This is a genomic window from Acinetobacter sp. YH12211, assembly GCF_013418015.1.
Classification (GTDB): Bacteria; Pseudomonadota; Gammaproteobacteria; order Pseudomonadales; family Moraxellaceae; genus Acinetobacter; species Acinetobacter towneri.
Genome location: NZ_VPCW01000024.1, coordinates 1 through 15,661, shown reverse-complemented (window position 1 = coordinate 15,661; position 15,661 = coordinate 1). Strand labels below are relative to the sequence as shown.

The following is a 15,661-nucleotide window of genomic DNA, read 5'->3' as shown; positions in this document are numbered from 1 at the left end:
ACTCTTAAGGATTTAACATGAGTGAAGAACAACAAGCTCAACCACAATTGGCATTAGAGCGTATTTATACCAAAGACATTTCTTTTGAAGTTCCTGGGGCACAAGTATTTACCAAAGAATGGCAGCCTGAATTGAACATCAACCTGTCATCTTCTGCAGAAAAAATTGATCCAACCCACTTTGAAGTAGCATTAAAAGTTGTGGTTCAAGCCAACAACGCGGGCGATACTGCATTTATTGTTGATGTTACCCAAGCTGGTATTTTCCTGATTGATGGCGTTGAAGAAGAGCGTTTACCGTACATTCTTGGCGCATACTGCCCGAACATTTTGTTCCCATTCTTGCGTGAAGCAGTGAATGATATGGTTACCAAAGGCAGCTTCCCACAATTATTGTTAACGCCAATCAACTTCGATGCCGAGTTTGAAGCCAATATGCAACGTGCTCAAGCCGCTGCAGCTGAAGGTCAAGCTTAATTCGCGATTGGATATAAAAAAACCGCTGAAATTTCAGCGGTTTTTTATGTCATCCGTTTGCTGATGGACGATCAAAATTAAAAATCATCATCCTGAGATGGATCTCGATACAAGGCATCATGAATCGCTTCGACCAATTGCTGCGCAATTTCCTGTTTCGAGGCTTTTTCCAAATCGCGTTTTTCCATACGGTAGCTTTCGGCAAAAAATACCGTCATGGCATTTTCATCGGAAGCAAAACCAATATCGGCACGGGAAACGTCATTGCAGGCAATCATATCCAGTTTTTTCGCCACCAACTTGCCTGCTGCATACTCTTCTACATTGCGGGTTTCTGCAGCAAAGCCAACCATAAACGGACGTTTTTCCTGTTGCGCAATGGTCGCAACAATATCAGGGTTTTTGACCAACGCCACATTCAGCTCATCGCCTAATTTTTTAATTTTGTGTTCCGCAATTTCTGCCACGCGGTAATCTGCCACCGCGGCTGTAGCGATGAAAATATCACAGCCTTGTTCAAGCATCTGCAAACTGGTATCTAGCATTTGAATTGCAGAAGACACATTAATTCGCTGTACCCCATTTGGCGTATCTAAACTAACTGGGCCTGCAATAAGCGTGACTTTTGCCCCTGCTGCATAACAGGCTGCAGCCAAAGAAAAACCCATTTTGCCTGTACTATGGTTAGAAATATAACGCACAGGGTCTAAAGCTTCGCGGGTTGGGCCTGCTGTAATGGTGACATTTTTGCCTGCCAACATGCCAAATTTTTCCACCAAAGCACGCTGTGCCTGATGAAAATACTGCGTCACCTGATGCGCCAAATCTTCAGGTTCTGGCATACGCCCTAAACCAACATCTCCACAGGCTTGTTCGCCCGCATCGGGCATAATTACATGCACGCCATCTTCCACCAAAGTGGTTAAGTTACGCTGTGTGGCTTTGGCTGCCCACATTTGCTGATTCATGGCAGGTGCAACCCAAACTGGTGCAGTGGTGGCTAAATATAAAGTACTGAGCAAATCATCGGCCAGACCTGCAGCAAATTTGGCTAAGGTGTCGCAACTGGCGGGCGCAACCAAAATTAAATCGGCCCACCGTGCCAATTCAATATGCCCCATGCCTGCTTCGGCTTCGGTATCTAATAATTCGGTATGTACAGGATTGCCCGACAATGCTTGAAAGGTCAGCGGTGTAATAAAAGCTTGTGCCCCTCTGGTCATGACCACGCGAACACTAAACCCTGCATCCTTTAAACGACGCACTAAAATCGCACTTTTATAGGCCGCAATGCCGCCTGTCACAGCTAAAATAATGTTTTTATGAGGGAGTACGCTTAAATCGAAGCTCACAAATAAGCCACCTTTTTGTTGCAGTGGGGCTCACAATAGCATTAAATAATGTCATTCCCAAGAGATCTGTTGGGATTTAAGTTTCAAATTTAGAATAACAAAGTCAAATAACAATGCATTTATCTATTAAACATTGGCCTGAACAAGAACGGCCACGTGAACGTCTCATTCAAAATGGTGCTGCCAGTTTATCTGATGCCGAACTATTGGCTATTTTTTTGCGCTCAGGCTCACAGCAACATTCTGCGGTGGAGTTGGCACGATTGCTAATTCAGCATTTTGGCAATCTCACTACTTTACTCGATGCACCCATTGCCGAGTTGTGTCAATTTCACGGCATGGGTAACAGTAAATATTCACAGCTCATGGCAGTTAAAGAACTTGGACGGCGCTATGTAGCCGAACATTTAAAACAAGATGCACTTGAGCTTAGCAATTCCAAACGCTTGATGGAGTATCTGCGTTTTGAACTTTTGGGCGAAACCCAAGAAGTGTTTGCGGTGCTTTGCCTTGATGCCTGTTTACGCAAAATCAGCTTTAAAAAATTATTTTATGGTGCATTAAATTCGTGTGAAATTTCCATTAATCAATTGCTACGTTTTGCGATTAGTCAACATGCCACAGCGATTGTGATTGCACACAATCATCCTTTCGGCTTACCACAACCTTCACCTGCAGATTTAGTCCTGACGCAGCAGATTCAGCAAGCCTGTCAGTTGCTAGAGCTGCGTTTGATCGATCACTGCATCATCTCAAGTGAAGGTAATTTTTCCTTTGCCGAACAACAACTGCTTAAATTTGAGCACACTTAAAATTTGCATATTGACAAAGCCTGCACAAGCACAGAAGATCATCAAAAAATTGTGATGATTCTAATAAAATGATAGTCGATCAACCCAGTGTATTTAACTTACTGTTTTCTTGGCGGGGCACGATTTTACCGAAGGTCTTACCGCCTTTGGGCTTGGTGATGTTGATCTCCACCATTATTGGCGGTTTGTCTTATATTGGTTATTTTCATTTTCCAGAATTGCCTTTGGTTGGCTTTACTTTAATTGGGGTGGTGCTGTCGATTTTTTTGGGCTTTAAAAACTCTGCCTGTTATGACCGTTGGTGGGAGGCACGTAAACTTTGGGGCATGCTGATTGCCAACGCGCGCCACTTTGACCGCGACTGCCGTATACTTAGTCAAGCACGACGTGAACGCGTCATTCAGCACGTCATTGTATTTGCCAATGTCTTGCGCGACCGCCTGCGTCATCAAACTGCCAATCCAACCGAGTTAATTCAAACCAGTGGCATGAGTCAGCAAGCAATTACCCAACTGTATCAACAAGCCAATGCGCCGCAATACACGCTCAGTTTGATTCAATGGGAGTTAATGCAAGCACTTAAAGAGGGCGAAATTTCCGATATTATTTACACACAAATGAATCAACACGTCACAGAGCTGAGTTTGGTACTCACGGGTTGTGACCGTATTGCTACCACACCGCTCCCTTTTGCGTATTCAGTCCTACTTAACCGAACAGTGTACTTTTTCTGTTTTATGTTGCCCTTTAGTTTAGGGTCTACACTCGGATTGGCGACTCCGCTTTTGGTCGGTATTTTGGCTTATACTTTTTTAGGTCTGGATGCGCTCAGTTCTGAAATTGAAGAACCTTTTGGCACGCAAAGCAATGACTTACCTTTAGATGCCATGGTAAGAACCATTGAAATTGAATTATTGGGTACGTTGGGTAAACCAACGCCACCACCAATTCAGGCACAGGACAATAATTTGCTTTAGACCCTCTTCCCAACCTTCTCCCAGAGGGAGAAGGAGTTTTTATCCTTTCTAAATTTTAATAATGGATATCACATCTGCTTATATGAGAAGGTTGGGATGAGGGAGTTACTCAACAAAACTCTCCCAAATCCCAATTTGACCATCTTTCACCCGCGGAATATTGCCCAATTTAATCCAGGGCATATGCTCACCATGAAAATCACTGCCAATCGAAACTTTCAGACCATGTTCCGCAATCATGCGATCCACCATTTGACGGGTCGATGCAGGGTCAATATTAGGCGGCAATTCCACTGCATCACCCCCATATTTGGCAAAAATTTCAATTAAATAACGAATATTGGTCGCAGATAAATCATAACGGGTTGGATGCGCCAACACGGCAAAACCCTGACTGTCGTGAATCACCCGAATCGTATCTTCCAAACTCAAGCCATCAAATTTCACATAAGCCTTTTTGCCTTCTTTGATGTATTTATCAAATGCTTGCTGCACACGCGTTACAATGCCTTTTTCCTGTAAAGTTTTGGCAATGTGCGTACGGGTAATCCGATCTGCTACGCCTTCGACTCTAAGAAGTACATCATTATAAATATCTTGTCCAATCAGCGGAGTGAGTAAATCACAAATTTGTTTGGCACGTTCTGCACGAATTTGTTTTTGCTGTTCCAGCAGCGCCTGTAAAGGTGCAGGATTTTGCATGTTTAGCGCCACCACATGCACGCTATAGCTTTTTTTAGTGGCAGGACGTGACCATTGACTGGAAATTTCCACTCCCGAAATAATCTTTAAATCTTGCCCCTGAGCCGCTTGCTCTGCCAAAGCCAGCCCATCCATTGTGTCATGATCAGTCAATGCCAAGGTATGAATGCCCTGCTGAATTGCCGCAGACACCAATTCTCCAGGTGACAAAGTTCCATCAGAAATATTACTATGTGTATGTAAATCTACGCCGTGCATCACTTATACTATGTCATTTATTTGATCAGATTTAGATACTCTAACATGAAAGCACTTTTAGACTTTGTGCCCCTCATTATTTTCTTTTATTTATACAAAACTGTAGATCCAAAAGACACTAATCATCAATTACTACAACTCATCGGCTCTGCAGGCGGTGTCGATAACAACCATATTTTGGTGGCCACCACAGGTCTGATCATCTCGATGTTAGTGGTGTACGGCGCATTGTTCATCATGCAAAAATTCCGTTTAGATAAACAACAGTGGATTGTGCTGTTTATGACCGTAATTTTTGGTGGCGTTACTTTAATGTTAAGCGATGACTTTTATATTCGCCTGAAAGCTGCCATTTTAAACATTGTATTTGCAGGTGCTTTTTTGCTATCACCATGGTTCAGCAAAGACCGTAAACCACTGATTCAACGCTTATTTGGGCCTGTGTTCAACTTGACCGAAGTTGGCTGGAAAAACCTGAATTATGCTTGGGCAGCCATGTTTGCAGTCATGTCTTTCCTACACGTATTTTTTGCATTTTTATTTAGGGATGGAAAATATTGGGGCGAATTCACCGCTTTTGGTGACATGATTGTGATGTTTTCCTTTATCATTGTGCAGTTTATTGTATTGCGCAAATACTTTAAAACATCTGAATAATTTCTGATCTACGATATTCGAGAGTAATTATGCCTTTATTTGTTCTGAGTTGTACTGACCGTGAAGGTACACTGGAAAAACGTCTTGCGACCCGTCCTGCACATCTTGCACGTTTGCAACAACTCGATGCTGAAGGTCGTTTAATTGTGGCGGGGGCAATGCCAAAAGACCCAAACAATCCGCAAGCAGGCTTTTATGGCAGCACCATGATTGTCGATTTTGACAGTCGTGAAGCACTCGATGCATGGCTACAAGATGAACCTTTCTTAAAAGAAGGCGTATATAGCCACATTGACGTTAAGCCATTCAATAAAGCATTCCCTCAAGGATAAGCGCTATGCGTTTCGTTGTTGCCAGTGTTGTTGCTGTTCTGCTCAGTTCACCTGTTTATGCAGTTGAGCCAGCCACAACCACACCTAATGCACCTGCTCCTGCTGCTGTGACCAACACGGCAACTGTAACAACAGCCAATGGGGTTACTCCTGCACAAGATAAGTCCCTAACTGCAGAACAAATTGCCAAAAATAAAGCCCTTCAGGAAGCCAAAACCAAAGCCTTGATTAAAGATCAAAGCACACGTTTACAACAACTTGAACAAGCGAATCTCGATGCTTTGGCACAGAATCAGGAACTGCAACTTAAAAACGATAATTTAGGCGTGCAAGTTCAAGTACTGCAAAGTGAACGCAGTGCGCAAATGTTTTTATACGGTGCTGCAACACTCGCGGTTGGCGTATTGCTCGGCTTCTTAATTGCTAGCTATGTCTATACCAAACGTCGCCGCCAATGGTAAGGTGAGCATTCACCTCTTGATTTAAGGTACTCTGGTTTTGTTTCAGCCTATTCAAACTGCCGAGCTGGATTGGCAACTGGTCGATGGTATTGATGTGCCCATTTCCAAACAATTTGGCGATGTGTATTTCTCTAAAGACAACGGTTTATTAGAAACACGGCATGTGTTTTTACAGGGCAATGACTTACCCATCCGTTTAGCAGCGCTGAATGATTTTGAATATTTTTGTGTAGGCGAAACAGGCTTTGGTACAGGCTTAAATATTTTAGCGCTCTGGCAATTATGGCAACAGGTACGTCCCAATAATCGCAGCCATTTACACGCAATTTCTGTCGAAAAATTTCCACTTTGCAAAGCCGATCTTATACGTGCCTTAGCGGCTTGGCCCGAACTCAGTCATCTGTCTGAACAGCTGATTCAGCAATACCCTGCCGCTATTGCAGGCTGTCATCGTTTAAACTTTCCAGATGAACGCTTTAGCCTAGATTTATGGCTAGGCGATGCTCAGGAAGTTTTTCCTGTCATTGCTAAAACTGCTCCTGTCAATGCGTGGTTTTTAGATGGCTTTGCACCCGCCTGTAACCCCGATATGTGGCAGGAAACCGTGCTCAACCCGATTGTAGCACTGTCCGATTATGGCACGACTTTTGCCTCATTTAGTGTGGCAGGCGTACTCAAACGTGGCTTAAAACAACACGGTATTCACATCACCCGCCCACGCGGTTTTGGGCATAAACGGGAAATGCTGAAAGCCATCTGGCAAGCGCCTGAAATAGAGCCAATATCCGATCAGAACGAAACTCAAATTACAACAAATACCACAACAAGCAACCAACAGCGCCATATTGCGATCATAGGCGCAGGAATTGCGGGTTTAAGCTGTGCGTGGGCATTTTCCCAACGAGGGCATCAAGTCACGCTCTATGACCAAACAGCGCCACTTGCAGGCGGTTCTGGCAATCCTTTGGCACTCTTAAACCCAAAACTTTGCCCAATTCATCAAAGTGCTGATCATTTAATGACTTTGGCATGGCAACATGCTTTAAATCACTATGCCGCATTCAAAGCATTTCGTCCGTTGCAGATTCATCAACTGGCACTTAAACATGCCGATGAATTGCTGGATTTAGCCACACAATACCCAAAAGGTATTTTAGCAGCACAGAGTGCAACCGAACTTACGCCACAAAGCGACTTTGCCAGTTTAAACTTATTGCAAGCAGGAGCAGTTTCTCCACATCAACTGCGTGATGAAATTCTTGCGCATCCGCACATTCAGTTTCAGCAAGCTCAAATTAAACAAATCACCACGACAGCACAGCAACTGATCTTACACAGCGTAGATACTGAACTTGGAGTGTTTGATCATGTCATCGTCTGTGCAGCGCTGCAAAGCGGTGCTTTTTTTGAGCATTACCCTGTGCTTAAACCGATTCGTGGGCAAGTCAGCTGGGTAAATAATACAGATCAGGCTTTGCCATTATCACAAGCCTATAGCTATGGCGGCTATTGCATGCAGCTCAATGCCGATCAACTGATTTTAGGTGCATCGTTTTATCCAAATCGGGAAGATTGTGACGTCTTGGCAGAAGACCATGTGCATAACTACGAACTTATCCACAGTGTCTTTCCTGCGTATGCCGAAAACTTAGCACCCGTAGATACTTGGCAAGGTCGCGCTTCGCTACGCGCCCAAAGTAAGGATTATTTTCCCCTACTTGGCAAAATGCGTGATGATCAGGAAATTTACAGCTTTGCAGGACTCGGTTCTAAAGGCTTTTTATTTGCCCCGTTGTGCAGTGAAATACTGGCGGCACAAGTTTTAGCAGAAGCCTGCGCTGTACCTAAAAACTTAGTACAAAAACTGGCAGCTACACGTTTTCAGAAAAAGGTGAAAACCAAGAAGCCTTATTTTAAAGCTCCTCCACCTTCAAGCTAACGCTCGCTTAGAGAAAATAGAAATAAAACGATACCCAACAAAAAAGCGCCTTACGGCGCTTTCTTCATATTGATGATACTTAGTGACCTTGTTCCAAAGGCATGCCTGCGTCGCGCGCAGCACGTGTACCACCCATTAAAACAACATATTCACGTGAGCTGTCCAAACCTTCTAGTTTTTCCGCTGCACGTGGGGCTTTACTTCCGCCACCACATAAAATGTAAATGGGTTGATCCGCCGACACCTGAGTGAGGCTCTCTGCTGATAGATCGTTAATTGGCTGATTCACAGCACCTTTAACATGAGCTTCTGCATAAGCACTTGCATCACGTACATCCCAGATAATCGCGTCAGCTGGGAACTCAAATGTTGTAATTTCTTGTTTACGGATCATTGCGCACTCCTTTGATGTAAAACAACACTTGGCAAATGAAGAAAACATCCCTAGCATCTCAGATATTGTTTCCATTTGCAAAGGTCTTCATTATGCCTTCTTTCGATATTGTTTCTGAATTAGAACTTTTTGAAGTGAATCATGCGGTTCAAAACACACAAAAAGAAATCGGTACTCGTTTCGATTTTCGTGGTCAGGATGTTTCTATCGACCTCAATGAAAAAAACAAAGAGATTAAAATCTCCACTGAAAGTGATTTCCAATGTGAGCAAGTGTATACCATGCTCGAAAATCACTTCTATAAGCGTAAAGTCGACATTCAGGCGCTTGACCCACAAAAAATGACCGCATCGGGTAAAAATGTGATTCAAGTGATCAAACTTAAAGATGGTCTTGACTCAGATACCGCAAAAAAAATTAACAAAGCCATTAAAGACAGTGGCATTAAAGTGCAATCTTCTATTCAAGGTGACAAAATTCGAGTGACCGACAAGAAACGCGATACATTGCAACAAGTCATGGCGTTCTTGAAAGAGCAACAATTTGGTCTGCCGCTGCAATTTAACAACTTTAAAGATTAATTTGGGGATGTCATGACACCAACCAATCGCTTAAACAAACTGGTCAAAGCAACATCAAAATTGCCGAAAGGCATTCAAAGCCGCCTTTTGAGTCAAGCCTTTGGTCGTGTCGTGCCGATGGTGGGCACTGCGAAAATTCGCTATCAAGAAGTAACCCCATCGCAAGTGGTGGTCAGTCTTGCCAATCATAAAGCCATGCAGAATCATATTGGACAGGTACATGCCTGTGCTATGGCGCTGTTGGCTGAAACTGCCACAGGTTTTGTAACGGCTATGAATGTACCAGATAGTGCCATTGTGCTGATTAAAAGCTTGAAAGTAGACTTTAAACGTCCGACTCAAGGTGCAATGACAGCGATTGCCACACTCAGCCCAGAACAGCAACAACGCATGCACAGCACCGACAAAGGTGAAACACTGGTCAATGTCAGTGTGATTGATGAATCAGGCGAAGCCCCGATTCAGTGTGAAATGTTATGGGCATGGGTGTCCAAAGCACATTTAAAGCAAAAACAAGATTGATACTTGTTTCTCTCCAAAAAAATCCCAGCTACTATGCTGGGATTTTTTCATTACGATGTTTGATTCGCCTGAGCTTCTAACAACTTCTGTTTGGCTTCTTCAGGAATCTGACGTTTTGAGCCTTTGACATCAACCGCAACAAAGGTAAATACGCCTTCGGTGACACGCACGGCTTCACGTGAATCGTCATGGCTGTCCCACACTTCAATTTGCATTTGAATTGAAGTATTGCCCACTTTCAAAATTTTGGTGTAGCAACTGATCACATCGCCCACTTTTACAGGCACCAAAAAAGTCATTTGGTTAATGGAAATCGTGGCACAACGTCCTTTACTAAAACGCTCGGCATGAATCGCACCAGCCAAATCCATCTGTGAAACGATCCAGCCTCCAAAGACATCTCCACTCCAGTTGGTATCTGCTGGCATGGCAATTGTTTGTAGGGAAAGCACTCCCTCTGGTTTTGCATGAGAATCTGACACGTTCACTCCGGACATTTGCATTAAATTAGCACGAACAGTGCATTAAGACTGGGCATTGAGTTTCTGATCCAACCACTGTTGTAATTCAGTCGCTCGTAGCGCGCCGCTTATTCTAGCAATTTCATTGCTTTTATTCATCAATACCAGTGTTGGAATACTGCGCACATGAAACGCGCTGCTTAAACGTGAATTGGCCTCGGTATCAATTTTGGCAAACACCACCTGCGGATTTTGCTTGGCAACTGTTGCAAAATGTGGTGCCATCATTTTGCAAGGGCCACACCAGTCCGCCCAAAGATCAATCAGAATAGGTAAATCGCTATTTTGGATAAAATTACTGAAATTTTGCTCATTCAATTCAATGGGTGCAAGCGGAATCAGCGCTTGATGACACTGCCCACATGCAGGATTGGCAGATAATTTATCTTCAGGTACACGGTTTTTTGCACCACATCCAGGGCATACAATAATCATTTACTGAACTCCAAACAGTTGCTGTAAAAACTCTAATTGGGTCTGAATGGCTTTTTTAAACCATTCACCATGATAAATATCAAAATGTTGCATATCCCACTCTTCATATTGCACATAAGGCGCAATATTGGTGGCCGTTTCACGGCTCGATTCAATTGGAATCAGGCTGTCACGCTGTGCAGCAATAAATAACACAGGGATGTTGATTTGCCGCACTTCTTGAATGGGGCGATAACGAATCAAATTAAAAAATACCCGCGCAGGAATTTCTCCACTCCAGTAATGATCGGGGTTTACAATGGACATATAACCTGCATAACTGTCTGCTGTGGGTAAAAAGCACAGCGCCTTTTGCGCAACCACAGGCAGTGTTTTTGGCGACATGCCTACCTTTGCCCCCATATAATCCTGACTGGAGATTTTCAAGGCTTTAGGAAGTTGCTGCAAAGGATACAACTTGGCACTTTCCGCACCATCGACAAAAGGCACTTGTACCATCACCGCTGCCAAATTGTGTAATCTCGAAGCCAGACTGAGCACATATCCACCGCTCAGCGACGTCCCCCATAAAATCATGCGCTTGGCATCTATAGATTTACGTTCTGCGATATGTGAAATCATGCTGCGCCAATCATCTAACTGCGCTTCAATAGACACCAATTCACGCGGACGACCGGTACTCCCACCCCAGTAGCGATAATCGAACAACACCACAGCATAGCCTGCCTGTGCAAAACACTGCGCATATTGCACCAATTTAAAATGACGTAAAGCAGCCAGTCCATGTGCCATTAGAATTACTGCGGGTTTTTCTATAGATTTAGGGCGATAAAAGTCTGCAGCAATCACCTCGTGATCACTTTTGACATATAAAGGCTCGACCGTATAGGAATGCATAAGCGCTCCATTGCGTTATTTTATCGTTATCGTCGTTATAAATATTTCAGAACATTCTGCTCTTGAATCTGCTTAATGCTATCATAAAGCATATTGTCATGAATAAAATGATGGAGTATTCCCATGTCTGAACAAGTCGGTTTTGCGGGTCAAATTGGTCCTGAACATGTGAGCCAAGTTGTAGAGAAAGGCTTTAAGTCAATTATTAATAACCGCCCAGATATGGAAGGTGGTGCTGAGCAACCAACCAGTGCGCAAATTGAAGAAGCTGCACGTGCAGCAGGTTTAGATTATGTCTATCAACCTGTGGTGTCTGGTCAAATTACTGAAGTCGATGTGCGTACTTTTGCCAATCACTATAACGAATTGCCAAAACCTGTGTTGATGTTCTGCCGTACGGGTAACCGCTCAAACAACTTATTCCAGTTGGCAAAACAAATGGATTTGTTGGATGACTAAACCCATCCTCAAACATGTGTTTTGCTGTATTCTGATCTGCAGCAGTATCTCGTTGAGTTACGCAAACAATACACAGATGCTAACAAATAAAGTCAGCGTTGCAGGTCAGATGAATGCTGCCAAATTTTCACAATTAATGCGGCAAGGTTTTAAATCTGTGATTGTGAACCGCCCTGATCAAGAGATGGGCAATGTAGTCAAGGTGAGTGAATTACGCAATATCGCGGAAAAATCTCAGATCAGTGTGATTTATCAACCCGTTAATAGCGGTAAAATTTCTCAAACAGATATTCTTGAATTTGCCAAATATTATAATGAGCTTCCAAAACCCATTCTGATGATTTGTCGTAGTGGCTCTCGTTCTAGTGCGTTATTTCATCAGGCAAAATTTCAAGGTTTGTTGCATGAATAAAGTTTTATTGGTGGTGATATGTGTCTTGGCTCTGAGTGCTTGTAGTTCTATGCAAGTGCGCCCGACGGTGGGTGTGAGTGTGGGGACTTCTATTTAAATCTCTCAATAAAAAACAGCGCCGAAGCGCTGTTTTTAATTAATTTGCATTAAAACAATCATCTGACATACCAAATGGACTAATCATATTCGGCCCTGTTCCTGTTTGATCATTATAATCTGTTTCAATTAATGGTAGTTGAAAATCAAAAGTACTACCGAATGGAACAGATTGATTCTCCAAACGTGCACTTAGACTTAAGTTTAACCATTTGGAATAAGTTTTATCATAAACAAGATTAATAATCGCCTTACCATCTACATCAGTTTTCACTTTTACAAATGAGAGTGTCGAATTAGTAAGCCCCGCCTTATTCAAATAGACAACATTATTGATATCAATATTATTGAGTTTTAGTTTTTCAGAAACCAAGGCAGCATAAGTAATTGAATTACCATTCCAGTCTAAACCTGTCTCGTTTTTAACAGGTGAATTATTTAAGGTACAAATTGCTGAGCTTAATGGATAAAGACCAATATTTTTTGAAAAATAATATTTTCCTTTACTATATTGAATGGCACGAGATGAGATCGTTACGTCCTGGTTAGCATGTTCCTCACCCAAATCCAAGTAAACCTCTTGAATATAATTTCCATTGTTAGAGGTCAATTGGCCAAGACTCATAGAGTTAATACCGCCATACAAACTTTCATCAATATACTTTACTAAAGCAATCGGTTTGCTTTGTTCGCTCGTCACAACGCCAGATTCAACAACTTGTACTTTGAATTTTAACCCTTGTGAAAGCATGTTTGCTATTTGTGCTTCGGTCAATGCTGTTGTCAGTTTTGAACTAATAGTAAATGCAACATAACCTTCCTCATTAGTTGAAGCGACTGATTCACTTGAAATTGCAAGCTGATTATTAAATGAGTTTTCAAGTGAAATCTGTATTGGCTTATTATTTACAGAGTCAGTTCCATTAATAGCCTTGAGTTTGATCTGCACAGCAATTTTATCACCAACAACTGCAAGTGCCTGCTTGTCGGTTAAAATACTCCAATCATATTTGTTCGGTATTTCAACTACTTCTTTTTCTGGATCATAAGCCGAAATAAGATGAGGTTCTGAAGCTAAAGTATTACCTTTATCATCCTTAACAGATACCTTAACGTTTACACCTTTCAAGATTTCATTAATCGTGGATTCATCCAATCCCGCATCAACTTTAACATTAAATCGTGCAATACCCTGTCCATCAGTTTTGATTCCTGCGGATTCACCCTCTACCTCCTCACTTGATGGAATGTACTCAATCGCAGCTGTATTCTTTAATACATCTGTAGATTCAACTATTAAAGCAACATTAGGTAAAATAGCCCCATCATTCATTACACGTACAGACACTGTAAAAGTATCTCCACGCGCATTAAGTTTTTCTACTATTGGAAGATACTGAATTTGAATATTTTTAAACAGGTTTTCCTCTTGTGTGCCAGTTCCTGTTCCTGCGGTAGGAGCACTAACACCTTTATTATAGTACCCATCACTTCCACCGCCACCACAGCCAGCCAATAAAACTGCTAAAGCCACAGCCGAAAATTTCAAACTAATTTCTTTCTTTTTCATTGAGTTATTCCCCAAATCCCTCTAAAACTATGAGTTAATCAAACATATAATTAATATTGTCAGATATGTAACCATAGTTACTGCTTTATGTAAATAAAAGCATGATAAATGTTTTGCTTGTGTTAGCCTAAATTTATTTATTACATGAAGTAGCTCACAAATGTACGACCTCATTATTATTGGTGCAGGCACCGCAGGCATTAGCGCCTATAAAGAAGCGATTAAATACACCCAAAATCTACTCATCATCAATCACGGCCCATGGGATACCACCTGTGCCCGCGTTGGTTGTATGCCCAGCAAAGTTCTCATCTCTAGTGCCAATCGCATGCACGACTTTCAGCATGCACAAGAAGTTGCACTCACGGTAGATGCAAAAATTGATACATCCCAAATCATGACGCACGTACGTCAATTACGTGATCGTTTTACCCGTGCCACACAAAAAGATGTAGATCGTTGGGAAGCATCCCATAAAGTTTCAGGCTTTGCGACTTTTATAGATGCCCATACAATTCAAGTGAATGGACAGCAATATCAGGCAAAAGCTTTTATTGTTGCAGTCGGTTCTACTCCTGCTTATGACCAAGCCTGGAAAGAAAACTTAGGCGAACGCTTAATCACATCAGATCAAATTTTTGAATTAGAGCACTTACCGCAATCTTTGACCGTCATTGGCAGTGGTGTAATTGCAATCGAATTAGCTCAAGCTATGCAACGCTTAGGGGTAGAGACCACTATTTTTGCACGTAGTCGTAAAGTTGGTTCACTCAGCAGCCCAGAACTACAAACCATTGCACAAAATACACTTAGTCAAGAATTGAATATCAAATTTGAAACCTTGCCAACACAACTACAAAGAACAGAACAAGGCGTGCAAATTGAATATCAAGAAGATGGACAAACACAGAGCTTAACTGCCGATTATGTATTGGTTGCCACGGGTAGACGCAGCTATTTAGATCAGCTTCATCTTGAAAATATTGATACAAGTTTCAACAACATCAAACAACTCCCAATTGATCCTCATACCAAACAACTCGGACAGCATGCTATTTTTATTGTGGGTGATGCACACACGAATACTCCCATTCAACATGAAGCAGCACATGAAGGGCGTGCAGCCGTGCATAATTGTTTAAGCTTTCCAAACATTGAAAATATTAAAACATTAACACCCATGGGCATTGTGTTTAGCTCACCTGAAATGGCATCTGTAGGACAAAACTATAAACAACTGAAAGAGCAAAATATTGCATTTACGACAGGCTTTGTTTCTTATGAAAAACAAGGTCGCGCTTTGGTGCTGGGAAAAAATAAAGGTGCGATTGAAGTTTATATTAATAATAAAAGTCAAAAGTTATTAGGTGCTGAATTATTTGTGGATGCTGCTGAGCACATGGCGCACTTATTGGCTTGGATGATTGATGAAGAACTCACACTTGAGGATATTTTAGATAAACCGTTCTACCATCCAACACTAGAAGAAGGTTTAAGAACAGCATTTAAACATGCACGTCGACAACTACGTGAAATCTAATCAAATTTAGAAAGTATGCTTACTCTTTAAAACCATCCCCTGATGGTTTTATTTTGCCTTCACTTTTATGTTTCCTTTCTTTTTATAATTTTATTTTTCTAACTTTATTTTCTTTTCCACATAAAAAACACCCCCAACGTGAGTTGAGGGTGTTTAGAATAATGAGCTGGCGATGACTTACTCTCACATGGGTAACCCCACACTACCATCAGCGCGAAGAGGTTTCACTTCTGAGTTCGGGAAGGGATCAGGTGGTTCACTCTTGCTA

General features: G+C 42.1%; 19 protein-coding genes and 1 rRNA gene. 12 read left to right on the top strand and 8 right to left on the bottom strand.

Annotated features, from left to right (window positions below; translation table 11 throughout):
- Nucleotides 1-17 precede the first annotated feature (17 nt).
- The gene (gene secB / locus FTU98_RS10755; RefSeq protein WP_004976246.1) at nucleotides 18-476 is read left to right on the top strand and encodes a protein-export chaperone SecB; all 459 of its coding nucleotides are present in this window, start codon (nucleotides 18-20) and stop codon (nucleotides 474-476) included.
- A 77-nt stretch (nucleotides 477-553) separates the two neighbouring features.
- Here secB and coaBC read toward each other — a convergent pair whose 3' ends face one another.
- Complete coding sequence (coaBC, locus tag FTU98_RS10750; RefSeq protein ID WP_167845783.1) at nucleotides 554-1,828, bottom strand: bifunctional phosphopantothenoylcysteine decarboxylase/phosphopantothenate--cysteine ligase CoaBC; 1,275 nt, start codon at nucleotides 1,826-1,828, stop codon at nucleotides 554-556.
- 113 nt (nucleotides 1,829-1,941) lie between these two features.
- Here coaBC and radC point away from each other — a divergent pair, with 113 nt between their 5' ends.
- Both radC and FTU98_RS10740 read left to right on the top strand, forming a co-directional pair.
- Entirely contained in the window at nucleotides 1,942-2,640 is a 699-nt protein-coding gene (radC, locus tag FTU98_RS10745) for a DNA repair protein RadC (protein ID WP_154321040.1), read from the top strand.
- Between the two features lie 68 nt (nucleotides 2,641-2,708).
- Entirely contained in the window at nucleotides 2,709-3,617 is a 909-nt protein-coding gene (locus FTU98_RS10740) for a bestrophin family protein (protein ID WP_154321041.1), read from the top strand.
- 105 nt (nucleotides 3,618-3,722) lie between these two features.
- Here FTU98_RS10740 and FTU98_RS10735 read toward each other — a convergent pair whose 3' ends face one another.
- A complete protein-coding gene (locus FTU98_RS10735) occupies nucleotides 3,723-4,577 on the bottom strand; it encodes a PHP domain-containing protein (protein ID WP_180051400.1) in 855 nt (284 codons plus the stop codon).
- Between the two features lie 45 nt (nucleotides 4,578-4,622).
- On the opposite strand from FTU98_RS10735, the gene FTU98_RS10730 reads away from it, so the two are divergent.
- From FTU98_RS10730 to mnmC, 4 genes are read left to right on the top strand one after another with little or no spacing between them, the layout of a single operon-like run.
- Nucleotides 4,623-5,234, top strand: coding sequence for a septation protein IspZ (locus FTU98_RS10730; RefSeq protein WP_179991586.1), 612 nt, complete (start codon nucleotides 4,623-4,625; stop codon nucleotides 5,232-5,234).
- Between the two features lie 29 nt (nucleotides 5,235-5,263).
- Nucleotides 5,264-5,566, top strand: coding sequence for a YciI family protein (locus FTU98_RS10725; protein WP_096902413.1), 303 nt, complete (start codon nucleotides 5,264-5,266; stop codon nucleotides 5,564-5,566).
- Between the two features lie 5 nt (nucleotides 5,567-5,571).
- Complete coding sequence (locus tag FTU98_RS10720; RefSeq protein ID WP_136143969.1) at nucleotides 5,572-6,027, top strand: hypothetical protein; 456 nt, start codon at nucleotides 5,572-5,574, stop codon at nucleotides 6,025-6,027.
- A 37-nt stretch (nucleotides 6,028-6,064) separates the two neighbouring features.
- Nucleotides 6,065-7,966 (top strand): FAD-dependent 5-carboxymethylaminomethyl-2-thiouridine(34) oxidoreductase MnmC, encoded by a 1,902-nt coding sequence (mnmC, locus tag FTU98_RS10715; RefSeq protein WP_180044510.1) that lies wholly within the window; start codon nucleotides 6,065-6,067, stop codon nucleotides 7,964-7,966.
- Nucleotides 7,967-8,045: 79 nt separating this feature from the next.
- On the opposite strand, the gene FTU98_RS10710 is transcribed toward mnmC, so the two are convergent.
- Nucleotides 8,046-8,360, bottom strand: coding sequence for a rhodanese-like domain-containing protein (locus tag FTU98_RS10710; RefSeq protein ID WP_004976235.1), 315 nt, complete (start codon nucleotides 8,358-8,360; stop codon nucleotides 8,046-8,048).
- Between the two features lie 92 nt (nucleotides 8,361-8,452).
- Here FTU98_RS10710 and FTU98_RS10705 point away from each other — a divergent pair, with 92 nt between their 5' ends.
- A complete protein-coding gene (locus FTU98_RS10705) occupies nucleotides 8,453-8,941 on the top strand; it encodes a YajQ family cyclic di-GMP-binding protein (protein ID WP_004976234.1) in 489 nt (162 codons plus the stop codon).
- Between the two features lie 12 nt (nucleotides 8,942-8,953).
- Nucleotides 8,954-9,463 carry a DUF4442 domain-containing protein gene (locus FTU98_RS10700; protein WP_179990889.1) on the top strand — a complete coding sequence of 170 codons (510 nt, stop codon included), beginning with the start codon at nucleotides 8,954-8,956 and terminating at the stop codon, nucleotides 9,461-9,463.
- A gap of 50 nt (nucleotides 9,464-9,513) precedes the next feature.
- Here the strand turns inward: FTU98_RS10700 and FTU98_RS10695 are convergent, their stop codons facing one another.
- The 3 genes from FTU98_RS10695 to FTU98_RS10685 are packed head-to-tail and all read right to left on the bottom strand — an operon-like array spanning nucleotide 9,514 to nucleotide 11,316.
- A complete protein-coding gene (locus tag FTU98_RS10695; RefSeq protein WP_218948283.1) occupies nucleotides 9,514-9,960 on the bottom strand; it encodes an acyl-CoA thioesterase in 447 nt (148 codons plus the stop codon).
- Between the two features lie 27 nt (nucleotides 9,961-9,987).
- Nucleotides 9,988-10,419: a thioredoxin TrxC gene (gene trxC / locus FTU98_RS10690; RefSeq protein WP_180051398.1), complete on the bottom strand. Its 432-nt coding sequence runs from the start codon at nucleotides 10,417-10,419 to the stop codon at nucleotides 9,988-9,990.
- Nucleotides 10,420-11,316: an alpha/beta hydrolase gene (locus FTU98_RS10685; protein WP_180051397.1), complete on the bottom strand. Its 897-nt coding sequence runs from the start codon at nucleotides 11,314-11,316 to the stop codon at nucleotides 10,420-10,422.
- A 123-nt stretch (nucleotides 11,317-11,439) separates the two neighbouring features.
- Between FTU98_RS10685 and FTU98_RS10680 the strand changes: the two genes are divergently transcribed.
- Together FTU98_RS10680 and FTU98_RS10675 are read left to right on the top strand one after the other, a co-directional pair.
- On the top strand, nucleotides 11,440-11,775 hold the full coding sequence (locus FTU98_RS10680) for a TIGR01244 family sulfur transferase (RefSeq protein ID WP_096902417.1): 336 nt from the start codon (nucleotides 11,440-11,442) through the stop codon (nucleotides 11,773-11,775).
- A complete protein-coding gene (locus FTU98_RS10675) occupies nucleotides 11,768-12,187 on the top strand; it encodes a beta-lactamase hydrolase domain-containing protein (protein WP_180051396.1) in 420 nt (139 codons plus the stop codon). The genes FTU98_RS10680 and FTU98_RS10675 overlap by 8 nt, the downstream gene beginning before the upstream one ends.
- A 136-nt stretch (nucleotides 12,188-12,323) precedes the next feature.
- Here FTU98_RS10675 and FTU98_RS10670 read toward each other — a convergent pair whose 3' ends face one another.
- A complete protein-coding gene (locus FTU98_RS10670) occupies nucleotides 12,324-13,853 on the bottom strand; it encodes a hypothetical protein (protein ID WP_180051395.1) in 1,530 nt (509 codons plus the stop codon).
- A gap of 160 nt (nucleotides 13,854-14,013) precedes the next feature.
- Between FTU98_RS10670 and FTU98_RS10665 the strand changes: the two genes are divergently transcribed.
- Nucleotides 14,014-15,393, top strand: coding sequence for a dihydrolipoyl dehydrogenase (locus tag FTU98_RS10665; protein ID WP_180051394.1), 1,380 nt, complete (start codon nucleotides 14,014-14,016; stop codon nucleotides 15,391-15,393).
- A 164-nt stretch (nucleotides 15,394-15,557) separates the two neighbouring features.
- Here FTU98_RS10665 and rrf read toward each other — a convergent pair.
- Nucleotides 15,558-15,661 (bottom strand): 5S ribosomal RNA (gene rrf, locus FTU98_RS10660); the annotation flags it as partial.